Raw genomic sequence first — 21,408 nt, forward strand, 5'->3', positions numbered from 1 at the left:
TAAATTCAACAATCATGCAAGCAAAACTCGCCTTTTTCTAGAGATTTTTTATGTTCCACGTGAAACAATCAGAGGCTATTTCTAGAGCGTTTTGATTATGAGAGATAAGAACATTTATAGATAGAAAAGGCGATGACTATAAATGTCATCGCCTTTTGCTATTCTAATGTAAAGTTGTTTCAACTAAATCAAAGATTGGTGCTTTGGTAAAGCTGATTTTATCACTATAAATCCCTTCTGTTTCAAAAATCACGACTTCATTTGCGCCTTCATTTAAGAATCCTTTTGGAATATAAAGTGATTGTGTTGCTCCTTTGTTCCAGAAGCGACCAATATGATTACCGTTAACTAACACAATTCCTTTACCAAACGCTTGCATATTAATAAAAGTATCTTCCAGTTGCTCAGCATCAAAGTTAAATTGATAGAAGCCAGGTTGGCCTTCATGCCAGTCTTTTGAATAATCGAGCGTTAATGGTTTATCAAATGGCAATGAATATTGTTCCCAATCTAGGATAAAGTGTAAATCAGTCATCACACCTTGGCGAATCCCTTTACGTTGCGTATCTGCCAATAATTTATGACCGTAGTTCACACGCCCCATATTCTCAATCAAGATATCCATTTGGTTGATTTCTTCTTTTGGTTCGAAGTAAATACTTTCACCAATTTTTTCTTGGTACTGAGTCATGATGTGTTCGCCGTTTATATACATTTTGGCACGGTCACGCGCATCAATAATTCGGTAATGTTCTTTTTCTGCCTCACGACGAATACTTGTACGATAGAACATGTATCCATAGTTTTGACCAACTTTTTCCATCGGTTGCGGGTACTTTGTCACAATCTTTTCACTAATATCATCTAAAACTTCGACTAAACCAACTTTATTAGCTAGTGGTACATCAATAATTTCCATTGTTTCTTTAACAATTGGATCCATTTGTTCAAGTTCAGGGAATAGTTCGTGGACTAAGTCTTTAATTGCATAGTATTTTTCAGTTGGATTGCCTTGCTCATCTAGCGGCGCTCCATAATCATATGAAGTAATTTGTGGTAAATCAAGTGTGCCGCGAGCCGAAGAACCATTCATAAAGCCAAAGTTCGTACCACCATGGAACATATACAAATTCACACTACCTAGCTCCAAGACTTCCCGCAATGCTTCAACCAATTCATCCGTTTCACGAGTGATAATTGGTTCAGCCCAACGGTTAAACCAGCCATCCCAGAATTCCATACACATTAATGGCCATTTTTTCCCATAAGATTCATGGAAATCTTTTAAAGCCGCAAAGTTTTCTTTTCCGCGTGAACCAAAGTTACCAGTTGGTAAAACACCCTCTTCAACCATGCTACCAGCAGCTAATGTCGCTAACCATGAACCATCTGAAGTGAACAATGGTACATTAACGCCTAAATCTTCCATTAACGTTTTAATCGCACGTAAGTAATCTTTATCTTCACCATAAGAACCGTATTCATTTTCGATTTGCATCATAATGATTGGTCCACCATTCGTGATTTGTAACGGAACAACTTGCTCCATTAAAATTTTGTAATACTCACGAACATAACCTAAGAATTTAGGATCACTTGAACGAATACGCATATCTTTATTTAATAACCAAGCCGGTAAGCCACCAAATTCCCATTCCGCACAAATGTATGGTGTTGGACGTAAAATAACGTACAAGCCCATTTTTTCAGCTTCTTTAATAAAACCAACTAAATCACGGATCCCATCAAAGCGAAACTCCCCTTCATTTGGTTCATGGATATTCCAAGGAACATACGTCTCGACTGTATTAAAGCCTAATGCCTTTAAGTTATGTAATGAATGATGCCAATCAGAAGGATGCACGCGAAAATAGTGGATTGCTCCTGACAAGATTTTAAAAGGCTCCCCATTTAACATAAATTCTTCTTTAATTTCAAAAGTTGCCATTTTGATTTCTCCTTTATTAAACGAACCATCCTATTGAAAATAGAATGGCCCGCTTTTTAGCTCTCAATTTGAACTGAAAAATCAACCTTAGATTATTTCAGCTTTATCGTGCCATGAGCTTGCAGTTTCAGCTACTACGCGATTTAATGATTCAATATTTTCTTTTCCTTCTGAACGTAACCATTGACGAGCGGCTTCTTCACCAGACTCGATAAATGGTGCTACACCATTTTTCCAAGTTGCGCGTCCACATAATACACCGTTAAATGTTGAACCTGCTTCTTTAGCGAAAACTAATGTATCTTGGAATAATTTCGCAGATACGCCTGCACTTAAGAAAATAAATGGTAAGTGTGTTGCTTCGCTTTGCTCTTTGAAGAATCGTAACGCTTCCTCACGTGTATGAACAACTTCACCTTCAGCAAAGCCTTCAACAAAGTTCATGTTAACGGGTACTTCAACTTTTAAAACATCTACTTTGTATTGAGGTTTTGAGAATTCTCTCATCATTTCATTCACTTTATGTGGTTTTACTTTAGCAAATTCAGCAGAACCGTTATCCGCATTTGTTGCATCGTAAGATAATAATTCTAAGTAAAATGGTAAGTCTTCTGCTAAACATTCGCTACCTAAGCGTTCAATAAAGACATGTTTTTTATGGTTGATTGCTGGATCTTCGTCAATATCATAGTAAAGCAAGAATTTAATGGCATCTGCACCTTGTTCTTTTAATGATAAAACAGACCATTCTTCTAATAAATCAGGTAAACGTCCTGGAGTCGATGCGTCATATCCTGTTTTTTCATAAGCTAATAATAAGCCAGCATGTTCATCGCGAACTTTCGCCGCTGGTAAACCGTATTCTGGATCTAATAAGATTGAAGAAGAAAATGGTGTCAACTCTTGCGAAACAAGTGATTTGAATTCTTCGATTTGTTTAGCCGTTGCATCAACGCCTAGAGCAGTCATCATTTTTTTCATTGCACCACGTTGGTCAATGGCTAATGCGCTAATAACGCCTTCTTTTGTTGATAAACGATCCATTGCTGCTTTTTTACCTGCTGTTAGTTGTAACATATTTGTCTCTCCTCTTCTTTTCTCAAAAATCAATTTTTAGTATTCGTGAATAATTACGCCTTTAACGACACGGTTAACCGTGCCAGTTGGTGATGGTGTATCTGGTGTGTTACCAACTTTGATTGATGATAACAATGAAACGGTTTGTGCGAATACGCCACCAGCTAAAGCTAAGTACCCATCTGGTAAAAGACCTGTTCCTTGTTTCAAGACAAAGTTTTCACCTGAGAAGTTCACATCGCCTGCTTGACCAATACCGATGATACCAGCCGCGATTTGATCGCCGTTCACTTCTTCTAAAATATCAACGTCATATTGACGTGTATAAGTATTATTACTAATGAAATCAAATAACAATGTTTTTTCATTTACGAATGATTTTGGACCATGACGGAAACCTAATGAAGAATCAAAGACTGTCGTAATTTTTCCAGCTGTTAATTCTAATACTTTTAATTGCGCCTCACGTGTTAAACCTGATAAGCTACCTGATCCTAAGTAAACGATACGTTCAAAATCACGATCGATAATTGCTTGAATCTCTGTTTCACGGCTTAAAACATCTTCACCTAAAGCGCATAGATTTTGAACGATTGTTGCTTTTTCAGCTGTTTTATTTGATTCATCAAAGACTAATAAGCCTGTTAATGTCATACAAGAAAAACTACCTGTCATCGCAAACCCTGCATCATTTGAACGCTCTGGCATTAATAATAACAAGTTACGCTCATCGCCTACAGCTGCTTTTGCTAATGCACCTTCTTTGGCACAAGTGATTGTCATATGATAAACATTTTTAATTACTTTGTTGGCTAAATCAACCGTTGCCACACTCTCTGGACTATTTCCACTACGAGCAAAAGAAACAAGAATGGTTGTTTCATCTGCTGAGAAATATTGTTCCGGTGATGAAACGATATCTGTTGTTCCAATACTTTGGAAAATGAATTTACTTGTATCACCATGTTGACTTAAGTACGGTACTAAAATATCTCCTACATACTGAGAAGTACCGGCTCCGGTGAAAACAACACGGATACGTTCAGTCGTGCTTTCTTTAACTGTGTTTAAAAATGCTGCAATTCTTTCTTCTGAACCTTTGTAATTTTCAAATGCTTCCGCCCATAATTCTGGTTGTTGGCGAATTTCACGGGTTGTGATTTCAGCGCCCATTTTAACAAGTTCTTCTGTTGCTAATTGATACATATTATCTCCTCCATCTTCCTATTAGTTAATCAAATTTCAACCAATCAACTGGTTACTACCACAACCTAAGTCTACTATTAAAAAAATGACTAGTCAACAGGAAATGTTGATTCTTTCAGACTTTAACAACATTTTAATAAAATTCAAGCGATTCAATAAAAAGAACCACTTAACAAAAGAATGCATTCTCCTTGTTAAGTGGCCCTTCACTAATTCTTATTCATCTTCGTCGTCGTCATCAGCTACTAGAAGGTCGTTAATAAATGTAATTCCTTCTCTTGCATCTGACACAAGGTCCGCTTTAGATCCAATCATTTCGCCGTTAATAAAACTAATGACCATTGGCATGTTCATTCCTGAGTACAACTCAAAAGATGCACCTGTCATTAACATTTTCGCCGCTACGTTACTTGGTGTACCACCAGCTAAGTCGCATAAAACAACGTATTCGTCTAAATTTTCCACTACAGCTTCTAATTTAGCTTGAAATTCAACAGGTCCTTCCTCCGGTAATAAAGCAACCGTATGAATTGTTTCTTGTGGTCCCATAATCATTTCTGTGCTTTGTTTTAAATGTTCGCAAAATGTTCCATGACTAATTAATACTAAATGACTCATTTGAGGTACTCTCCCTTATTATTTTGAAATAACGCCTAATGCAGATAATGCAATAGATACGATTAATACGATGAAAATTGCACGTGTTGATGTGATATTTTTCTTACCTAATAACCAGTAAACTGCACCAACAATTAATGCTGGGAATAAACGAGGTAAGATCATATCTAAGTTGTTTTGTAAGCTTAATGTTACATCACCGATTGCAGGTGCCCAAGCAATTTTAACGTTGATCATTGTTGCAACTAACGCTCCAACCATGAATACCCCCATTAAAGTCGCAGCATCTGTTAAAGCTGTTAAACGGTGTTGCATTGTTGTAACTAAGCTAACCCCTTCTTTGTATGAGAATTCTAGTTGTTTCCAACGTAGAACCATTACAGCGATTTGAGCAGCTAACCATAGGAACACCCCAACTGGGTTTCCTTGAATCGCCATGTTTGCTGAAATCGCACCAAAGATTGTTGGAATTAACGCACCAAAGATTGAATCCCCGATAGCCGCGAATGGTCCCATTAAACCAGTTTTAATACCTGAAACAGTACTAATTCCTTCAATTCCCTCTTTTTCTTCAATCGCTAAGTCAATCCCTGTCACGATTGTGTTTAAGAAGTTTGATGTATTAAAGAATTGTGCATGCGCAGTCATTGCTGTTTTTAGTTCTTCTGTATCATCACCGTACATTTTACGTAATTGTGGTAATACAGTGTATAAGTAACTTGATCCTTGCATACGTTCATAGTTCCAACCTAATTGGAAAGTGAAAAGGTTTCTACGGTTAATTTGTTTAAAATCTTCTTTTGTTAATTTATAATTAGATTTCGTCATCGTCAATTTCCCCCTCAGCAGAAGCATTTGAAGTTCCTTGTGTTGGTGCTGGTGTTGCGTGATTGTTCTTGTAACTCATGGCAGCTAAAGCAAAACCGATTAACGCAATTGCTAACATTGGTAAGCCGTTTAAGACTGCTGAGTATTCTTCTACTACACTTGCTACGTTTGCACCCAATAGTTGGATGTTTCCGAATAATGTAGTGAATAACGCTGTAATCACAAACCCTAAGATTAAGTAAGGGAAGTGTTTTTTAACTGGTAAGTAACGTAATAAGATAGCAAAACCGACTGCAGGTAAAACAGCTCCAGCAACAGATAATCCGTCACCTAACCATTTTAAGTCGCCATTTAAGATTGCTACAACGTTTTCAACTAAATCGCCACCAAATGCTAAAGCAAGGAATACTGGAAGCATACGTGATAACGCCCAAGGAAGTGCTCCTGCTAAGTAGTTACGTTCGATTGCTTTATAGTCGAAGTTTTCAATATGAGCATCGATACGGTGTGCAAAGAAAGTATTTGCAAAACGTCCTAAGATATCCATTTGAATCATTAAAGCTGCTACTGGTACCGCAATTGTTGCAATCGCTTGTTCTGGATCCCATCCTAAAGCGATTGAGAAAGCCGTTGCTAAAACGGTTCCTGAGTTGGCATCAATTCTTGATGCTCCACCGAATGTTCCAACACCTAAAACAGTTAATTGCATTGAGCCACCAATTAGTAAACCGGTTTTGATATCGCCCATTACTAATCCAGCAAAAAGTCCCGCAAAAACTGCCGAACTCATTGAAGAGTAAACTGTTAATTCATCTAAGATTTGATAACCTGCATATAATGATAATAATAAAATTTGCCACCATTGAATTGCCATGAATGTTCCCTCCTATTTGTTTAATAATGTCATGAAGTCTTCTGATCGGTCACTTGGAACCATTTGTGATACTAAACGAACACCTTTTGCTTTCAAAGCTTCGAAAGCCTCCACGTCTGCATCCACTACATTAATTGATTTCGTAATTGCTCTTGTTTCTGGTGTTTGCGACATGTTACCAACGTTAATTTCTTCTAATTTAACGCCAGCTTCCACAAGTTTCAACAAACGATCAGGTCTGCGTGCAACAATTAGTAGACGTTGAGAATCATATTTCCCTGCTACAATGTTTGCTGCTGCTTTTTCGACTGGTAAAACGCTTAACTTAACGCCAGAAGGAGTCGCTAATTTCAAACCACTCTTTTCAATTGCGTTGTCCGCTACCTCGTCATCCACAACCATGATACGACTAATATTTAATTTCGTCGTCCATAAGTTTGCTACTTGACCATGAATCAATCTTCCATCGATTCGCACTCCAATAATACTCATTACTGTTTCCTCCTCACTGACTTCTTTATTCAAAAAGCCAACTTTTTCTTACGCATTACTATCAAATTAGAAGAGAACGTTTACAAATATCAGAATTCATTTAATCTAAAAGAAAGATGAGAATGAAATAATAATTACTTTTTACACTTTTCTTTTATTAATAAATGCTCTGTCATTTTGTAAAACGCTTTTTCAATCTGGTAGTAACCACAACCTCAGTATAAATTATTTAAAGTAATTGTCAAGTCGGATATGACAAAAAAATTATACATAATAGCAAAAATCCGTTTTTTCGTTGAATAAAAGATATAAAAAGCGCTTACAAATCAATGATTTCGATTAGTTTATACTCTTTATCATTTTTATAAAATAATTTGATACTAACAGACGGTCACAGGTGATTTACTGGTACTAATTTAAACCCCAGTTTATTTTGATAATGACTTGATCCAATTTTTGTAAAATAAGTGAGCATACTTTTCCCAATTATTAATAATTGGTTGATTTATATCATCTTTTGCAAAATAATTTTTAGGTAACTCCGGTGACAAATTACGAGCGAGATCACGATCATACTCTTTTTTTAATGTATCCGTATCGTATTCTAAATGACCTAAAATATAAATATTTCGATTCTTATCCGAAGTAAAAATTGTCGGACCCAAATCCTGACTTTTAGCAATAATTTCAAAGCTACCTTGTTTGATTTTTTTTAAATCAAGGCCTGTATGCCGAGACTGTGGATAAGAGAATTCTTTAGGGAAATTCGCCATCAATGGATTCGACGTTTGAGCCTGTTGTAAAAAAAGACCGAATAGTTTGTCCTTGTATTGAATTTTTTCAATCCCATAGTAAACATACAGTGCGGCTTGTGCTCCCCAACAAATATTTAAAGTTGAGACACCTTTAGATTGACTCCAAAGCATGACTTGCTTTAACTCTTCCCAATAACTTACCTCTTCAAAAGGAATGGTTTCAATCGGAGCACCCGTAATAATCAGACCATCAAAATGTTCAGCTTCTATTTCAGAAAATGTGTGGTAATTTTTTTCTAAATGAGCTGGATCGGTCGTGGTACTTTTATAGGTTGTCATTTTAATCAATTTAACTTCAATCATTTCTTGACTATTCGATAGTAGACGAAAAAATTGATCTTCAGTAATCTCTTTTTGTGGCATTAAATTAATTAATCCTATTTTTAGTGGTTGTGTCGCTTCCTGATTATTTAAGATGATTGATTTATTGGATACTTTTCGATTTGTAATTTTCAAACCTATCTCTTGGTTTTTCAAATAAATTCCTCCTTGTTTTTTAATAATATAACAATATTTCTAACCAATTTATAATAATGATTAAAGAATGTCAACTTTTATACTAATCACAAAGGTAGAATTATTTGAGACTTTCCAGATTTTTCATGCTTTACCTATTGTTTCACGTGAAACATTTCTCTTTATCAAGGAGAAAAAAGCTTCTATTAGATTTTTATCTCATCTAATAGAAGCTTTTTTATATTATTCTGCTACTTTCGCAATCTTACCTTGTTCGATGTAAACCATTAAGATACTGATATCTGCAGGATTGACCCCGCTAATTCGGCTGGCTTGAGCTATCGTTTCGGGTTGGATTTTTTGCAATTTTTGACGGGCTTCTGTTGCTAACCCATTAATTGCTTCGTAATCAATTCGATCTGGAATACGTTTTGATTCCATACGTTTTAATTTTTCAACTTTTTCCATTGCTTTTTTTATATAGCCTTCGTATTTCACTTGAATTTCAATTTGTTCAATTTCTTTGTTTGTTAAAGCTTCTCCTGGTTTTTCAGGCATGAATGGTACCAAGTCAGCATATTTAATTTCTGGACGGCGTAAAATTTCATAGGCCAAAATTCCATCTTTTAATGTTGCTGAATTAATTGATTCTAAGAATGCTTGGAAAGCTTCCGTTGGTTTCAATCGAATACCTTTTAAGCGTTCAATTTCCGCTTCCACAGTCGCTTTCTTCTTATTGTATACGGCGTATTGTTCTTCTTTTACAAGTCCAATATCATAACCCATTTGAGTTAAACGTAAATCGGCATTATCATGACGTAAAATTAAACGGTACTCTGCACGAGATGTTAGTAAGCGATAAGGTTCCATCGTACCTTTAGTAACAAGATCATCGATCATAACACCAATGTAACCGTCACTGCGTTTTAAAACTAATGGTTCTTTTCCTTGAATCTTCAAGGCAGCGTTGATTCCAGCAATCAAACCTTGGCTAGCGGCTTCTTCATAACCACTTGTACCATTTGTTTGTCCTGCCGTATAAAGATTTTCAATTTTCTTTGTTTCAAGTGTTGGACGTAATTGGTGCGGAACAACCACATCATACTCGATTGCATATCCGGTACGCATCATTTGTGCATTTTCTAACCCAACAACTGAGTGCAAGACGTCCATTTGCACATCTTCTGGTAAAGAAGACGACAATCCTTGTACGTAAACTTCTTCCGTGTTCAAGCCTTCTGGTTCTAAGAAGATTTGATGACGCTCTTTATCGGCAAAACGGACAATTTTATCTTCGATTGATGGGCAGTAACGTGCTCCCACCCCTTCAACGATTCCAGTAAACATTGGCGCACGGTGTAAATTATTTTGGATAATTTCATGAGTCGTTGGATTCGTATATGTTAACCAACAAGGCACTTGATCTTTTAAATAGTCTTCGTCAGAGGTGGAGAAACTAAAATGATTCGGTGCTTCATCGCCTGGTTGAATTTCTGTCACATCATAGTTAATACTACTTGCTTTAATTCGTGGTGGTGTTCCTGTTTTAAAGCGTTCAATTTCAAGACCTAGTTCTTTTAAGTTATCCGCTAATGCGACCGCTGGTTGTGAGTTATTCGGGCCAGAGGAATATTTCAATTCACCAATAATAATTTCACCGCGTAAAGCTGTTCCAGCAGTAATAATAACTGCCTTTGAATGGTATTTTGCGCCTGATGAAGTAATAACGCCACGGCAAACACCCTCTTCAACGATTAATTGATTAACAATTCCTTGGCGAAGTGTTAATAGTTCTTCTTTTTCGATGACATGCTTCATCTCTGCTGCATACGCTTGTTTATCCGCTTGCGCACGCAAAGCACGGACTGCTGGGCCTTTTCCTGTATTTAACATCCGCATTTGAATATATGTCTTATCGATATTTTTACCCATTTCGCCACCTAAAGCATCGATCTCCCGGACAACGACGCCTTTAGCTGGACCACCTACAGAGGGGTTACATGGCATAAATGCTACCATATCCAAGTTTAATGTGATAAGCATCGTGTTTAAACCCATACGACTTGCTGCAAGTGCCGCTTCTGAACCCGCGTGACCGCCACCTACGACAATCACATCAAATGATTCACCTTCATAATATTGCATGAATTGTTCTTCCTTCCTTATTTCCCTAAACAGAATTGACTAAATAATTGTGTAATTAACTCATCTTGAACGCTATCTCCAACGACCTCACCTAAATAATCCCAACAGCGAGTCATATCCATTTGGACTAAATCAACCGGCATGCCGATTTCAATGCCATGTAAAACTTCATCTAATGCTTGAACGGCTTGTTCGAGTAAGCCGATATGACGTGTATTAGATAAGTAAGAGGCATCTTTTTCACCAGTTTTACCTCCAAAAAATAGTGTTGCAATAGCTGTTTCTAACGAATCAAAGCCTTCATTTTCTAAGACAGAAATCGCATAGATTGGTGTCTCTCCGACCAATTGGTGTAACTTCTCTTGGTCCAATTGTGGTGTTAAGTCCGTTTTATTTAATAAAATAATTCGCTTGCTATCTTGTGTTGCTTCAATCAGCTGTTGATCTTCTAACGTTAAAGCTTCACTTTGGTTTAAAACAAGTAAAACAAGATCGGCTTCCGTTAACGCTTTACGGCTACGCTCCACACCAATTCGTTCAACGACATCTTCGGTTTCACGAATACCTGCTGTATCGATTAATTTTAAAGGGACACCACGTAAATTAACATATTCTTCGATCACATCACGCGTAGTTCCTGCAATGTTAGTGACGATTGCTTTTTCTTCTTGTAAAAGATGATTCAGTAGACTGGATTTTCCAACGTTTGGTCGACCGATTATCGCGGTACTTAACCCTTCACGTAAAATCTTCCCTTGTTGAGCGGTTTGTAATAGCGCCTTAATTTGCGCTTTCACATCATGCGCTTTTTCTAGAAGTAATTGTGTCGTTAATTCCTCCACATCATCATACTCAGGATAATCGATATTCACTTCAACTTGGGCCAAAGTCGCTAAAATTTCTTGGCGAAGTTCACGAATAAGTGTCGATAAATTCCCATCTAATTGATTCAAAGCTAAATGCATCGCACGATCTGTCTTCGCTCGAATCAAATCCATTACAGCTTCAGCTTGTGATAAGTCCATACGACCGTTTAAAAAGGCACGCTTAGTAAATTCTCCTGGTTCTGCTAAACGGGCACCTTGGCGCAATAAGAGCTGTAAAATTTGATTGACGACGACAATCCCACCGTGACAGTTGATCTCAACAATATCTTCTCGGGTGAATGTTTTGGGTCCCTTCATCACCGACACCATCACTTCATCGATTAATTGCTCGTTCACTGGATCATAAAGATGACCATAATTAATTGTATGACTTGCGACCTCTTGTAATTTTTTTGAACCATTACGGTAAATACGATCAGCAATTTGAAAGGCGTCATCGCCACTTAAACGAACAATACTAATCGCACCTTCACCTGGTGGCGTTGAAATTGCTGCAATGGTATCGAACTCTTGCGTAAACTTTGCCAATGAAATTCCTCCTAATTTTTGACACAAAAAAAGCGCACACTCCACCCCTCGGCGCTAAAACGCTGGGGTAGACTTTGCACTTTGACTGCTTTGGTCTTGATTGAATTCTTGTCATAGAGTAGCATATTTTTTTTAAACTGACAAGTCCGAGGCCAATTAAGTTTTGCTTAAATTGTAAAAAAGGACTAATATAAAACTATCATATTTTGCGTTAGAAAGGATGACTCTCATGAACAAATCAAATGACACACTTGCTATTGAAAAAATTGTACTTTCGACTGGTAATATTAGTCGGCCCTACATCGTCCGTGATATCGTTTTTGCAATGGACACGTTTGATCTAACCACTTTTAATCAAATTCATGACCCAGATGACTACTTCACCAAGGTAATTAGACAATTAAAAGAAAAAGCTTTAAAATACAGCGCCGATGCGATTATTAACTGTCATTTCTCTTATGCTCATGAAGCGACACCGCACAATGAGGAACCGATTGTCCGTATTACGGCTTATGGAACGATTGTTCAATTCCGCAGTTCAACCATCGGTGGCTAGGAAATAGTCAAAAACGTCAATGATCACTTATACAACAAGCGGTCATTGACGTTTTTTTAATAATATTTCTTAGCTGGTTCAACAACTAAGTAGCGGTAAGGTTCTTCCCCTTCAGAGTGTGTTTTCACATAATCTTTTTTGCTCAAAGCTGCATGAATTTGTTTACGTTCAAAAGCTGGCATTGGTTCTAAGAAAATCGGACGGCCCGTACGATCAACTTTTTCTGCCGTGCGTTCCGCCAAACGTTGTAAAATCGCTTGACGTTTTTCACGGTAATTCCCAACATTAATGACAACTGAAATTTTATTTTGAGCCAAGCGATGAATAAATACTTGTGCTAAATATTGTAAAGCATTTAAGACTTTCCCGTGTTTTCCAATCAAAATTCCTTGTTTTTCAGTTTCAAGTTGAAAAACAAATAAATGATCTTCACGTGTCATTTTAACTAAAGCAGGAGCATCCAGTGCTTTTGAGATGTCCGTTAAATAAATCGCTAATTGCGTTAACGCTTCTTCATCCGATAGTCCTTCAGATGTGGTTGCTTTTTTTATTTGTGGTGCAGGTTTAATTGATTCTTCAACAACTGGTGCTTTAATGACTTCTTGCGTCACTGGCTTTTCTACAACCGGACTCGGTTTTGCTTCCTCTGAAACGACTGGTTCCATTGAAATACGGAAATTTTTCTTACCCATTCCGAAGAAGCCTTTTTTGCCTTCTTCCACAATTTCAATCGTTACTTGATCTCTTTCTAAACCAAGCGCCTTTAATCCTTGCGCAATCGCTTCTTCAATCGTAGCTGCTTCAAAAATTGACATCTGTATAACTCCCCTCTACTCTATGCTTTTGATTTTTAATTATTTTTTACGTTTTTTCTTTGGATTTTGTGCTTTCTTCAATGCTCGTTCACGATCACGTTCAAGTTTAGCAACTGCTTCACGCTCTTTAATAATTTTAAATGGATTATTAATTAACAACGTTTGCCCTACTTGGAATGCATTCGAGACTACCCAATATAATGACAACGCACTTGGTAAATTAATCGCCATCACTAAAATCATAATTGGCATAACGTAGTTCATCACTTTTAGACTCGCATTTGACTCTACTTGGCTCATACTTGATAAATATGTACTAGCAAAAGTAAAGATTGCTGCTAATATCGGTAAAATAAAGTAAGGATCGGGTTTTCCTAAAACCTCTATCCATAAAAAACTACCTTCTCTTAATTCTGGTACTCGAGAAATTGCTTGATAAACAGCCATTAAAATTGGCATTTGTACTAATAATGGTAAACAACCTGCATAAGGATTAACACCATGCTCTGCATAAAGCTTTTGTGTTTCCTCACGTAGTTTTTGTTGCGTTGCGACATCTTTTGATGCATATTGTTGTTGCAATTGTTTCACTTTTGGTTGAACATCTTGAGTTTTACGCATGCTCTTCGTTTGGAAGTGCATTAATGGTAATAAAATAATTCGCGTTAAAATCGTGAATAAGATAATCCCTAGTCCTCGACTGCCGCCAATAGATAACCACTTGATTGCCCGTGCAAAATTATAAACAATGATTTCCCAAATTCCCGTGCTTGATGCTGAAATCTCTCCAGTTCCACAGGCCGATAAAAGAACAACAAAAGCAAGCATTGTCATTAATAATCGTAGATGCTTTCTTTTTTTCACTAGAATAATTCCTTTCTTAATTCGATTTCATTACTTTCGCAAGTTTTAAGACATGCTGTAAATTTGAGTACACTTCTTGAAAAGATAAAAGGGCGACAGAGGGTCTTGCAATAATAATAAAATCAACATCTGGCGATAAATTCTCCCTTAGTTCTTGTAGGCTCGCGCGAATTTTACGCTTTACCGCATTTCTTTGGACCGCATTTCCAACTTTCTTACCAACTGAAATACCTACCCGAAAATGCTTTTGATCTTCTTTCGGTAAAACATAAACGACGAAATTTCGATTAGCCGAAGATTTCCCCGATACAAAAACCTTTTGAAATTCTTTCTCTTTCTTTACACGATAGGACTTTCTCATGCCTTTACATCATTTCCTTCTACTTAGTTAATACCAATCAATCATACCATAATTAGCCGAAAGGTAGCACCCTTTCGGCTAATTATGTATAAAAAAAAACCACTGATTTGCAGTGGTTTATGCAGAAAGAACCTTTCTGCCTTTACGACGACGGCTAGCGATTACGCGGCGACCGTTTTTTGTACTCATACGTTTGCGGAAACCGTGAACTTTTGAATGTTTACGTTTACTTGGTTGATATGTTCTTTTCATTCTTTTCACCTCCAAAAAGGATTTGCTATCGATACTTTTCGACATACCTTGATATTATAACGAATCGTCTATGATTTTGTCAATCAAAAAATGGATAAAATCTTTCACCTCAGTCTTTCTAACACCTAGTAGTTATCCACAAAAGCTTATTTTTATAGAAAAATGATCTGTGAATTGATTAAATAAAAAAAATGTTGTCTTTAAATTTAAACAAAGGTTTTCCACACATTCACAGGCTAAAACAAGTTATGCACAACCTTATTTTTTCTTGTGTATAACTTCGAGTAAACACGATTAAATCAAGGTCTTTTTTCCAGTTTTGCTTGTGGGTAACTTTGTAAAACACACGTTTTCCACATGTCGATTCTTTTTGTGGAAAACTATTTTTTAAGCTTGTGGATTTCTTTTTTTACTTTTTGTTAACACTGTGGATGAAATTCTTTTTTTTTATCTTTTTTAGTGTTTCTGTGGAAAACTTTTTGATTTCATGCTAAATTGGTAATATCTATCTTTATCTATTCTTACAGGAGGATGAATTATGCCATCTCTTGAAACTATATGGAGAGAATTGCAGGACAGTTATCGTAAAGAAATGAACCCCGTTAGCTATAACACTTGGATTGAACCTGCAAAACCTCTATCTTTTCAAAATAAGCAATTAATTATTGAAGTACCAACAATGATTCAAAAGAACTATTGGGAAAAAAATCTAGCAAGTAAAATTTTAGAAACCTTCTATATGATGAGCGGCGAAGAAATCTTACCCATTTTTGTCACACCCGATGAAGCTGAGAATTTAATGCAGCAAGTAGCTGAGAAAAAATCAGATCCAATTGATGAAACAAATAATAGTAAAGCTCTTTTAAACTCAAAATATACATTTGATACGTTTGTGATTGGTAAAGGAAACCAAATGGCCCACGCGGCTGCTTTAGTTGTTGCCGAAGATCCCGGTTCTATTTACAATCCTTTGTTTTTCTACGGCGGGGTTGGTCTAGGTAAAACCCATTTAATGCACGCGATTGGTCATCAGATGCTTTTAAAACGACCACATGCCAAAATCAAATATGTTAGTAGTGAAAATTTTACGAATGACTTTATTACATCCATTCAAAAAAATCGAATGGAAGATTTTCGTAATGAATATCGAACGGTTGATTTACTATTAGTTGATGATATTCAATTCTTAGTCAATAAAGAGGGGACACAGGAAGAGTTTTTCAACACTTTTGAAGAACTTTATCGTAATAACAAACAGATTGTCCTAACAAGTGACCGTTTGCCAAATGAGATCCCAACTTTACCTGAACGCCTAGTTTCGCGCTTTGCTTGGGGCCTATCGGTCGATATTACACCACCTGATTTAGAAACACGCACGGCAATTTTACGGAAAAAAGCCGAAGCTGAGAACCTTGAAATCCCAGATGATACGCTTAGTTATATCGCCGGTCAAATTGATTCAAATATCCGCGAATTAGAAGGCGCTCTTGTCCGAGTTCAGGCCTTCGCCGCAATCCAAAGTTCTGATATTACAACGAGTTTGGCTGCTGAAGCACTGAAAGCACTAAAAGCCAGTCACCATTTAAGCCAAGTCTCCATTTTGCAAATTCAAGAAGAAGTCGCAAAATACTATCACTTGCAGATTAAAGATTTAAAAGGGAAAAAACGTGTCAAAAATATTGTCGTTCCAAGACAAATCGCTATGTATCTCTCAAGAGAGTTAACCGACAATTCGCTACCTAAAATTGGGGCAGAATTCGGTGGGAAAGATCATACAACAGTGATTCATGCCCATGAAAAAATTCAACAACTCTTAAAACACGACGCCATTATCCAAAATGAAATTGCTGAAATCAAAGAAATCATTTATAACTAGTTGTGCATAAGTCTTAAAAAACCAATAAAGTTTTCCACAAGTTATTCACAGGTGGAAAACTTTATTTATCGAGGTTTGTTATCTGTTATCCACAGTACTAACAAGCCTACTACTTCTACTATTTTTTTTTATTAATAATCAATCTAAAAGGAGCTGCAATTATGAAACTAACATTGAATCGAAATGCCTTCATTCAAGAATTACAAACCGTTCAAAGAGCCATAGCTACAAAAACAACCATTAATATCCTAACTGGAGTAAAAATGGATTTAACAAACCAAGGTTTAACTCTAACTGGAAGCAATGCTGAAATCTCAATAGAATCTTTTTTAAGTGTGGAAGATGAAACAGCACAAATGCAAATCGAAAAAACAGGATCAATTGTCTTACAAGCACGTTTCTTCAGTGAAATTATTCGTCGTTTGCCAGAAGAAGATTTTACCTTAGAAGTTTTAGAACAAAACCAAGTTAAAATTACTTCAGGTAAAGCTTATTTTACTGTTAATGGATTAGATTCAGAGAATTATCCACATTTACCAATTATTGATACGCCAAATCAAATACAAATACCGATTCAAGTCTTAAATAAATTAATTAGTGAAACAGTTTTTTCTGTTTCACAACACGAGAGTCGTCCAATTTTAACTGGAGTTCACTTTGTTTTATCAAATGAAGTCTTATTAGCTGTAGCAACGGACTCTCATCGTCTAAGTCAAAGAAAAATTCCGTTAACGAATACAAGTGAACAATTCGATATTGTTATCCCTGGAAAAAGCTTAATTGAATTGTCTCGTTCATTGTCTGATGAAGAAGGGGTTGTAAGTATTCGCATAATGGACAATCAAGTCCTTTTTGAAACAGAAGGGATGAAATTTTATTCTCGATTATTAGAAGGGGCTTATCCTGATACGAATCGTTTAATTCCTACAAATTTTAATACAACAATTGAATTTGAAGGTAAAGAATTTTTAGCAGCGATTGATCGGGCTTCATTATTATCACATGAAGGACGTAATAATATCGTTCGCTTACATATTGCTGATGATGGCGTTATCTTATACGGAAACTCACCTGAAATTGGAAAAGTGGAAGAAAGTCTAAATTACAACCAAGTTTCTGGAGAACCATTAGATATTTCCTTTAATCCGGACTATATGAAGGCCGCTTTGCGTGCTTTTGGCGATACAACGATTAACATTCAATTTATTTCAGCTATTCGCCCATTTATTCTAGAACCATCTGAAGGTCAAGGCGAATTTGTTCAATTAATTACTCCCGTTCGTACCAATTAATTACAGATTTTCAACTATTACTGAAAATTATGAAAGTTGAAACAGAAAAAGCAAAAAACGCCTTAACATTCATTTTAAGGCGTTTTTTGCTTTTTTAAGGAAAATAGTTAAAAGTCCTCAAAGTTGCTAAAAACAAAGAATAAACGGATAAATTTGTTTTTTTAGGCATAAAAGGGTATAATATTAAGAGTGAACTCTTGATAGAATTGAGGGATAAAATGAAAACAAATATTTATTTGCAAACAGAATATATGACGTTAACTCAAATGTTAAAAGAAGCCAATATTATTGGTAGCGGTGGACAAGCCAAATGGTTTTTAGCTGATAATACAGTCTTTGTTGATGGTGAACCTGAAAATCGTCGTGGCCGTAAGTTATATGCTGGAATGATGATCGAGATACCCGGGGAGGGTACTTTTTTTATGAAAACACAGGATCAATTCAATGAGACTAAATGAGCTTCAAATCAAAAATTTTCGTAATTACAAAGAAGCCCATTTAACTTTTGATAAAAATTTAGTCATTTTTTTAGGCGAAAATGCTCAGGGTAAAACGAATTTACTCGAAAGCATTTTTGTTTTATCTATGACACGTAGTCATCGAACAACCCAAGAACAAGAATTAATTGGTTGGGATGAAGGAAATGCGTATATCAAAGGTCTCGTTCAAAAAAAACATGCCACTGTACCATTGGAACTTTTATTAACGAAAAAAGGCCGAAAAACGAAAGTCAATCACATTGAACAAAAAAAATTAAGTAGCTATGTTGGCCAAATGAATGTGATTTTATTTGCTCCAGAAGATTTATCTTTAGTCAAAGGCAGTCCGCAATTGCGTCGGCGGTTTTTAGATATGGAGATTGGCCAGATTAATCCAATATATTTGTACGATCTTGTACAATATCAAAAAATCTTAAAGCAACGGAATCAGTATTTAAAGCAACTTTTTGAAAAAAAACAAACCGACGAATTGTATTTGGATATTTTAACTGAACAGCTGGTTGATTTTGGCAGCAAAATTTTTCTAGCAAGACAGTTTTTTGTCAAACGATTAGAATATTGGGCCAATCAATTACACGGTCAAATTAGTCAAGGGAAAGAGACGTTAGCAATTGAGTACGTTTCAAGCTTACCTTTGCTTACAACAACTGATCTGGAGACGATCAAAGCTGATTTTTTAACTGCTTTAGCAAAAAGTCGTGAAAAAGAACGTTACCGTCAAATGACGACGGTTGGACCACATCGTGATGATTTGATTTTTTTAATAAATGAAAAAAATGTGCAAACATTTGGTTCTCAAGGACAGCAGCGAACGACCGCATTGAGCGTTCGTTTAGCCGAAATTGATTTAATTCATGAGGAGACTGGCGAATATCCAATTTTATTATTGGATGATGTCATGAGTGAACTCGACGATTCTCGTCAACTTCACTTACTTCAAACAATTGAAGGAAAAGTACAAACATTTTTAACGACAACGACACTAGAACATTTAAAAAATAAAATGACAGTTGAACCAGAGATTTATTATGTTCAACAAGGATTAATTAAAGGGGAGAACGCGAAGTGACCGAAGAAGAAAAAAATTTAGCTGAATTAGCAAAAGCATATGATGCCAGTCAAATTCAAGTTTTAGAAGGTTTAGAAGCTGTAAGAAAGCGTCCGGGAATGTATATCGGTTCGACGAGTTCTGAAGGTTTACACCACTTAGTTTGGGAAATTGTTGACAACTCGATCGATGAGGCCCTAGCAGGGTTTGCGACAACAATCGAAGTGATTATTGAAAAAGATAATAGTATTACCGTTGTCGATGATGGTCGTGGTATTCCAGTTGGGATTCAAGCCAAAACGGGTCGACCAGCAGTTGAAACGGTCTTTACTGTACTTCATGCGGGTGGTAAGTTTGGTGGCGGCGGATATAAAGTTTCTGGGGGACTTCATGGTGTAGGTTCTTCTGTTGTTAATGCCCTGTCTGAAAAATTAGATGTTAAAGTTTATAAAGAAGGCAAAATCCATTACCAAGAGTTTTTCCGCGGAAAAGTTGGTTCTGATTTAGCCATAATTGGTGAAACAGATCGTCATGGGACAGAGGTTCACTTTATACCTGATTCTGAAATTTTTAAAGAAACAACGGAATTTGATTATGAAAAGCTTTCAAAGCGTGTGCGTGAGCTGGCTTTCTTAAATCGTGGTTTAAATATTTCGATTGAAGACCGTCGTCCGGAAGAACCGATTAAAAGTGAATATCATTATGAGGGTGGAATTAAGAGCTATGTCGAGCATTTAAATGCTACTAAAACCGTTCTTTTCCCAGAACCTATCTTTCTTGAAGGTGAACAACAAGACATCATTGTTGAAGTATCAATGCAATATACGGATGGTTATCACACCAATCTATTAAGTTTTGCAAATAATATTCATACTTATGAAGGCGGTACACATGAGTCTGGTTTCAAAACAGCGTTAACCCGTGTAGTGAATGATTATGCGCGTAAACAAAAATTGATGAAAGAGAACGATGAAAATTTAACTGGTGAAGACGTACGGGAAGGTCTAACGGTTGTTATTTCAATCAAACACCCAGATCCTCAATTTGAAGGACAAACAAAAACAAAATTAGGCAACTCAGAAGTTCGTACAGTAACCGATCGTCTCTTCTCTGAGCACTTCATGAAATTCTTGATGGAAAATCCTTCTGTTAGTCGTCAAATCGTTGAAAAGGGTTTACTTGCGTCGCGTGCACGACTTGCTGCGAAACGAGCGCGTGAAGTGACTCGTCGTAAAGGTGCGCTAGAAATTAGTAACTTACCTGGTAAATTAGCTGATTGTTCAAGTCGTGACCCTGAAAAAACAGAATTATTTATTGTCGAAGGTGACTCAGCCGGTGGTTCGGCCAAACAAGGTCGTAGCCGAGAATTCCAAGCGATTTTACCGATTCGAGGTAAAATTTTAAACGTTGAAAAAGCATCAATGGATAAAATTTTAGCCAATGAAGAAATTCGTGCGCTCTTTACAGCGATGGGAACGGGTTTCGGTTCCGATTTTGATGTTGCAAAAGCGCGTTATCATAAATTAGTAATTATGACCGATGCCGACGTCGATGGTGCACATATTCGAACGTTATTATTGACCCTCTTTTATCGCTACATGCGTCCGATTGTTGAAGCAGGTTATGTTTATATCGCGCAACCGCCATTATATGGTGTCAAACAAGGGAAGAAAATTATTTATGTTCAACCTGGAAAAGATGCGGAAACGCGTTTACAAGAAGTCGTTGATTCCCTACCAGCAACACCAAAACCAAGTGTTCAACGTTATAAAGGTTTAGGAGAAATGGATGACCACCAATTATGGGAAACAACGATGGATCCAGAAAACCGTTTAATGTTACAAGTATCGGTGGATGATGCAATCGAAGCAGACCAAATTTTCGAAATGTTAATGGGAGATAAAGTTGAACCACGTCGTGCCTTTATCGAAGAAAATGCTCATTACGTGAAGAATTTAGATATTTAATCG

20 protein-coding genes are annotated in these 21,408 nt (G+C 36.5%); 6 read left to right on the top strand and 14 right to left on the bottom strand.

Annotated features, from left to right (window positions below):
* Positions 1 to 163 precede the first annotated feature (163 nt).
* From ACFO3L_RS08420 to mnmE, 10 genes are all read right to left on the bottom strand, one after another.
* Positions 164 to 1,948, bottom strand: coding sequence for a glycoside hydrolase family 35 protein (locus tag ACFO3L_RS08420; RefSeq protein WP_379965929.1), 1,785 nt, complete (start codon positions 1,946 to 1,948; stop codon positions 164 to 166).
* Between the two features lie 87 nt (positions 1,949 to 2,035).
* A complete protein-coding gene (gene lacD, locus ACFO3L_RS08425; protein ID WP_379965932.1) occupies positions 2,036 to 3,025 on the bottom strand; it encodes a tagatose-bisphosphate aldolase in 990 nt (329 codons plus the stop codon).
* 36 nt (positions 3,026 to 3,061) lie between these two features.
* Positions 3,062 to 4,231, bottom strand: coding sequence for an AgaS family sugar isomerase (locus tag ACFO3L_RS08430; RefSeq protein WP_379965935.1), 1,170 nt, complete (start codon positions 4,229 to 4,231; stop codon positions 3,062 to 3,064).
* Positions 4,232 to 4,447: 216 nt separating this feature from the next.
* A complete protein-coding gene (locus tag ACFO3L_RS08435; protein WP_379965938.1) occupies positions 4,448 to 4,849 on the bottom strand; it encodes a PTS sugar transporter subunit IIA in 402 nt (133 codons plus the stop codon).
* A gap of 18 nt (positions 4,850 to 4,867) precedes the next feature.
* Positions 4,868 to 5,677 carry a PTS system mannose/fructose/sorbose family transporter subunit IID gene (locus tag ACFO3L_RS08440; RefSeq protein ID WP_379965941.1) on the bottom strand — a complete coding sequence of 270 codons (810 nt, stop codon included), beginning with the start codon at positions 5,675 to 5,677 and terminating at the stop codon, positions 4,868 to 4,870.
* Entirely contained in the window at positions 5,664 to 6,551 is an 888-nt protein-coding gene (locus ACFO3L_RS08445) for a PTS mannose/fructose/sorbose/N-acetylgalactosamine transporter subunit IIC (RefSeq protein WP_379965944.1), read from the bottom strand. Before ACFO3L_RS08445 ends, ACFO3L_RS08440 begins: the two co-directional genes overlap by 14 nt.
* Positions 6,552 to 6,563: 12 nt before the next feature.
* Positions 6,564 to 7,043, bottom strand: coding sequence for a PTS sugar transporter subunit IIB (locus ACFO3L_RS08450; protein ID WP_379965947.1), 480 nt, complete (start codon positions 7,041 to 7,043; stop codon positions 6,564 to 6,566).
* A 428-nt stretch (positions 7,044 to 7,471) separates the two neighbouring features.
* Positions 7,472 to 8,335 carry a homoserine O-acetyltransferase/O-succinyltransferase family protein gene (locus ACFO3L_RS08455; protein WP_379965950.1) on the bottom strand — a complete coding sequence of 288 codons (864 nt, stop codon included), beginning with the start codon at positions 8,333 to 8,335 and terminating at the stop codon, positions 7,472 to 7,474.
* A gap of 222 nt (positions 8,336 to 8,557) precedes the next feature.
* Positions 8,558 to 10,459, bottom strand: a complete 1,902-nt coding sequence (gene mnmG, locus ACFO3L_RS08460) for a tRNA uridine-5-carboxymethylaminomethyl(34) synthesis enzyme MnmG (protein WP_379965953.1) — start codon at positions 10,457 to 10,459, stop codon at positions 8,558 to 8,560.
* 17 nt (positions 10,460 to 10,476) lie between these two features.
* Entirely contained in the window at positions 10,477 to 11,874 is a 1,398-nt protein-coding gene (gene mnmE / locus ACFO3L_RS08465) for a tRNA uridine-5-carboxymethylaminomethyl(34) synthesis GTPase MnmE (protein WP_379965956.1), read from the bottom strand.
* Positions 11,875 to 12,103: 229 nt separating this feature from the next.
* On the opposite strand from mnmE, the gene ACFO3L_RS08470 reads away from it, so the two are divergent.
* Positions 12,104 to 12,430 (top strand): hypothetical protein, encoded by a 327-nt coding sequence (locus tag ACFO3L_RS08470; RefSeq protein ID WP_379965959.1) that lies wholly within the window; start codon positions 12,104 to 12,106, stop codon positions 12,428 to 12,430.
* Between the two features lie 56 nt (positions 12,431 to 12,486).
* On the opposite strand, the gene jag is transcribed toward ACFO3L_RS08470, so the two are convergent.
* From jag to rpmH, 4 genes are all read right to left on the bottom strand, one after another.
* Positions 12,487 to 13,245: an RNA-binding cell elongation regulator Jag/EloR gene (gene jag / locus ACFO3L_RS08475; protein WP_379965962.1), complete on the bottom strand. Its 759-nt coding sequence runs from the start codon at positions 13,243 to 13,245 to the stop codon at positions 12,487 to 12,489.
* 39 nt (positions 13,246 to 13,284) lie between these two features.
* Positions 13,285 to 14,109 (bottom strand): YidC/Oxa1 family membrane protein insertase, encoded by an 825-nt coding sequence (locus tag ACFO3L_RS08480; RefSeq protein WP_379965965.1) that lies wholly within the window; start codon positions 14,107 to 14,109, stop codon positions 13,285 to 13,287.
* 16 nt (positions 14,110 to 14,125) lie between these two features.
* Positions 14,126 to 14,470 carry a ribonuclease P protein component gene (gene rnpA, locus ACFO3L_RS08485; protein ID WP_379965968.1) on the bottom strand — a complete coding sequence of 115 codons (345 nt, stop codon included), beginning with the start codon at positions 14,468 to 14,470 and terminating at the stop codon, positions 14,126 to 14,128.
* Positions 14,471 to 14,587: 117 nt separating this feature from the next.
* Positions 14,588 to 14,722 carry a 50S ribosomal protein L34 gene (gene rpmH, locus ACFO3L_RS08490; protein WP_071874528.1) on the bottom strand — a complete coding sequence of 45 codons (135 nt, stop codon included), beginning with the start codon at positions 14,720 to 14,722 and terminating at the stop codon, positions 14,588 to 14,590.
* A 538-nt stretch (positions 14,723 to 15,260) separates the two neighbouring features.
* On the opposite strand from rpmH, the gene dnaA reads away from it, so the two are divergent.
* The 5 genes from dnaA to gyrB all read left to right on the top strand — a co-directional run bounded on the left by dnaA (position 15,261) and on the right by gyrB (position 21,405).
* The gene (gene dnaA / locus ACFO3L_RS08495; protein WP_379965971.1) at positions 15,261 to 16,598 is read left to right on the top strand and encodes a chromosomal replication initiator protein DnaA; all 1,338 of its coding nucleotides are present in this window, start codon (positions 15,261 to 15,263) and stop codon (positions 16,596 to 16,598) included.
* Positions 16,599 to 16,759: 161 nt separating this feature from the next.
* Positions 16,760 to 17,890, top strand: coding sequence for a DNA polymerase III subunit beta (gene dnaN / locus ACFO3L_RS08500; RefSeq protein ID WP_379965974.1), 1,131 nt, complete (start codon positions 16,760 to 16,762; stop codon positions 17,888 to 17,890).
* 218 nt (positions 17,891 to 18,108) lie between these two features.
* Positions 18,109 to 18,348 (top strand): S4 domain-containing protein YaaA, encoded by a 240-nt coding sequence (gene yaaA, locus ACFO3L_RS08505; RefSeq protein ID WP_379965977.1) that lies wholly within the window; start codon positions 18,109 to 18,111, stop codon positions 18,346 to 18,348.
* Entirely contained in the window at positions 18,335 to 19,459 is a 1,125-nt protein-coding gene (recF, locus tag ACFO3L_RS08510; RefSeq protein WP_379965980.1) for a DNA replication/repair protein RecF, read from the top strand. The genes yaaA and recF overlap by 14 nt, the downstream gene beginning before the upstream one ends.
* Positions 19,456 to 21,405, top strand: a complete 1,950-nt coding sequence (gene gyrB, locus ACFO3L_RS08515) for a DNA topoisomerase (ATP-hydrolyzing) subunit B (RefSeq protein WP_379965983.1) — start codon at positions 19,456 to 19,458, stop codon at positions 21,403 to 21,405. The genes recF and gyrB overlap by 4 nt, the downstream gene beginning before the upstream one ends.
* The last annotated feature ends 3 nt before the right edge of the window (positions 21,406 to 21,408 follow it).

Origin of the sequence: Enterococcus eurekensis (assembly GCF_042654605.1) — a bacterium.
Taxonomy (GTDB): Bacteria; Bacillota; Bacilli; order Lactobacillales; family Enterococcaceae; genus Enterococcus_I; species Enterococcus_I eurekensis.

What these genes read in the sequence shown, in the direction of transcription:
- ACFO3L_RS08440 (WP_379965941.1), bottom strand. Translation starts at nt 5,677, where the DNA reads ATGACGAAATCTAATTATAAATTAACAAAAGAAGATTTTAAACAAATT.
- rnpA (WP_379965968.1), bottom strand. Translation starts at nt 14,470, where the DNA reads ATGAGAAAGTCCTATCGTGTAAAGAAAGAGAAAGAATTTCAAAAGGTT.
- jag (WP_379965962.1), bottom strand. Translation starts at nt 13,245, where the DNA reads ATGTCAATTTTTGAAGCAGCTACGATTGAAGAAGCGATTGCGCAAGGA.
- yaaA (WP_379965977.1), top strand. Translation starts at nt 18,109, where the DNA reads ATGAAAACAAATATTTATTTGCAAACAGAATATATGACGTTAACTCAA.
- mnmG (WP_379965953.1), bottom strand. Translation starts at nt 10,459, where the DNA reads ATGCAATATTATGAAGGTGAATCATTTGATGTGATTGTCGTAGGTGGC.
- recF (WP_379965980.1), top strand. Translation starts at nt 18,335, where the DNA reads ATGAGACTAAATGAGCTTCAAATCAAAAATTTTCGTAATTACAAAGAA.
- ACFO3L_RS08435 (WP_379965938.1), bottom strand. Translation starts at nt 4,849, where the DNA reads ATGAGTCATTTAGTATTAATTAGTCATGGAACATTTTGCGAACATTTA.
- ACFO3L_RS08430 (WP_379965935.1), bottom strand. Translation starts at nt 4,231, where the DNA reads ATGTATCAATTAGCAACAGAAGAACTTGTTAAAATGGGCGCTGAAATC.
- ACFO3L_RS08420 (WP_379965929.1), bottom strand. Translation starts at nt 1,948, where the DNA reads ATGGCAACTTTTGAAATTAAAGAAGAATTTATGTTAAATGGGGAGCCT.
- lacD (WP_379965932.1), bottom strand. Translation starts at nt 3,025, where the DNA reads ATGTTACAACTAACAGCAGGTAAAAAAGCAGCAATGGATCGTTTATCA.
- rpmH (WP_071874528.1), bottom strand. Translation starts at nt 14,722, where the DNA reads ATGAAAAGAACATATCAACCAAGTAAACGTAAACATTCAAAAGTTCAC.
- dnaN (WP_379965974.1), top strand. Translation starts at nt 16,760, where the DNA reads ATGAAACTAACATTGAATCGAAATGCCTTCATTCAAGAATTACAAACC.
- dnaA (WP_379965971.1), top strand. Translation starts at nt 15,261, where the DNA reads ATGCCATCTCTTGAAACTATATGGAGAGAATTGCAGGACAGTTATCGT.
- ACFO3L_RS08445 (WP_379965944.1), bottom strand. Translation starts at nt 6,551, where the DNA reads ATGGCAATTCAATGGTGGCAAATTTTATTATTATCATTATATGCAGGT.
- ACFO3L_RS08470 (WP_379965959.1), top strand. Translation starts at nt 12,104, where the DNA reads ATGAACAAATCAAATGACACACTTGCTATTGAAAAAATTGTACTTTCG.
- ACFO3L_RS08450 (WP_379965947.1), bottom strand. Translation starts at nt 7,043, where the DNA reads ATGAGTATTATTGGAGTGCGAATCGATGGAAGATTGATTCATGGTCAA.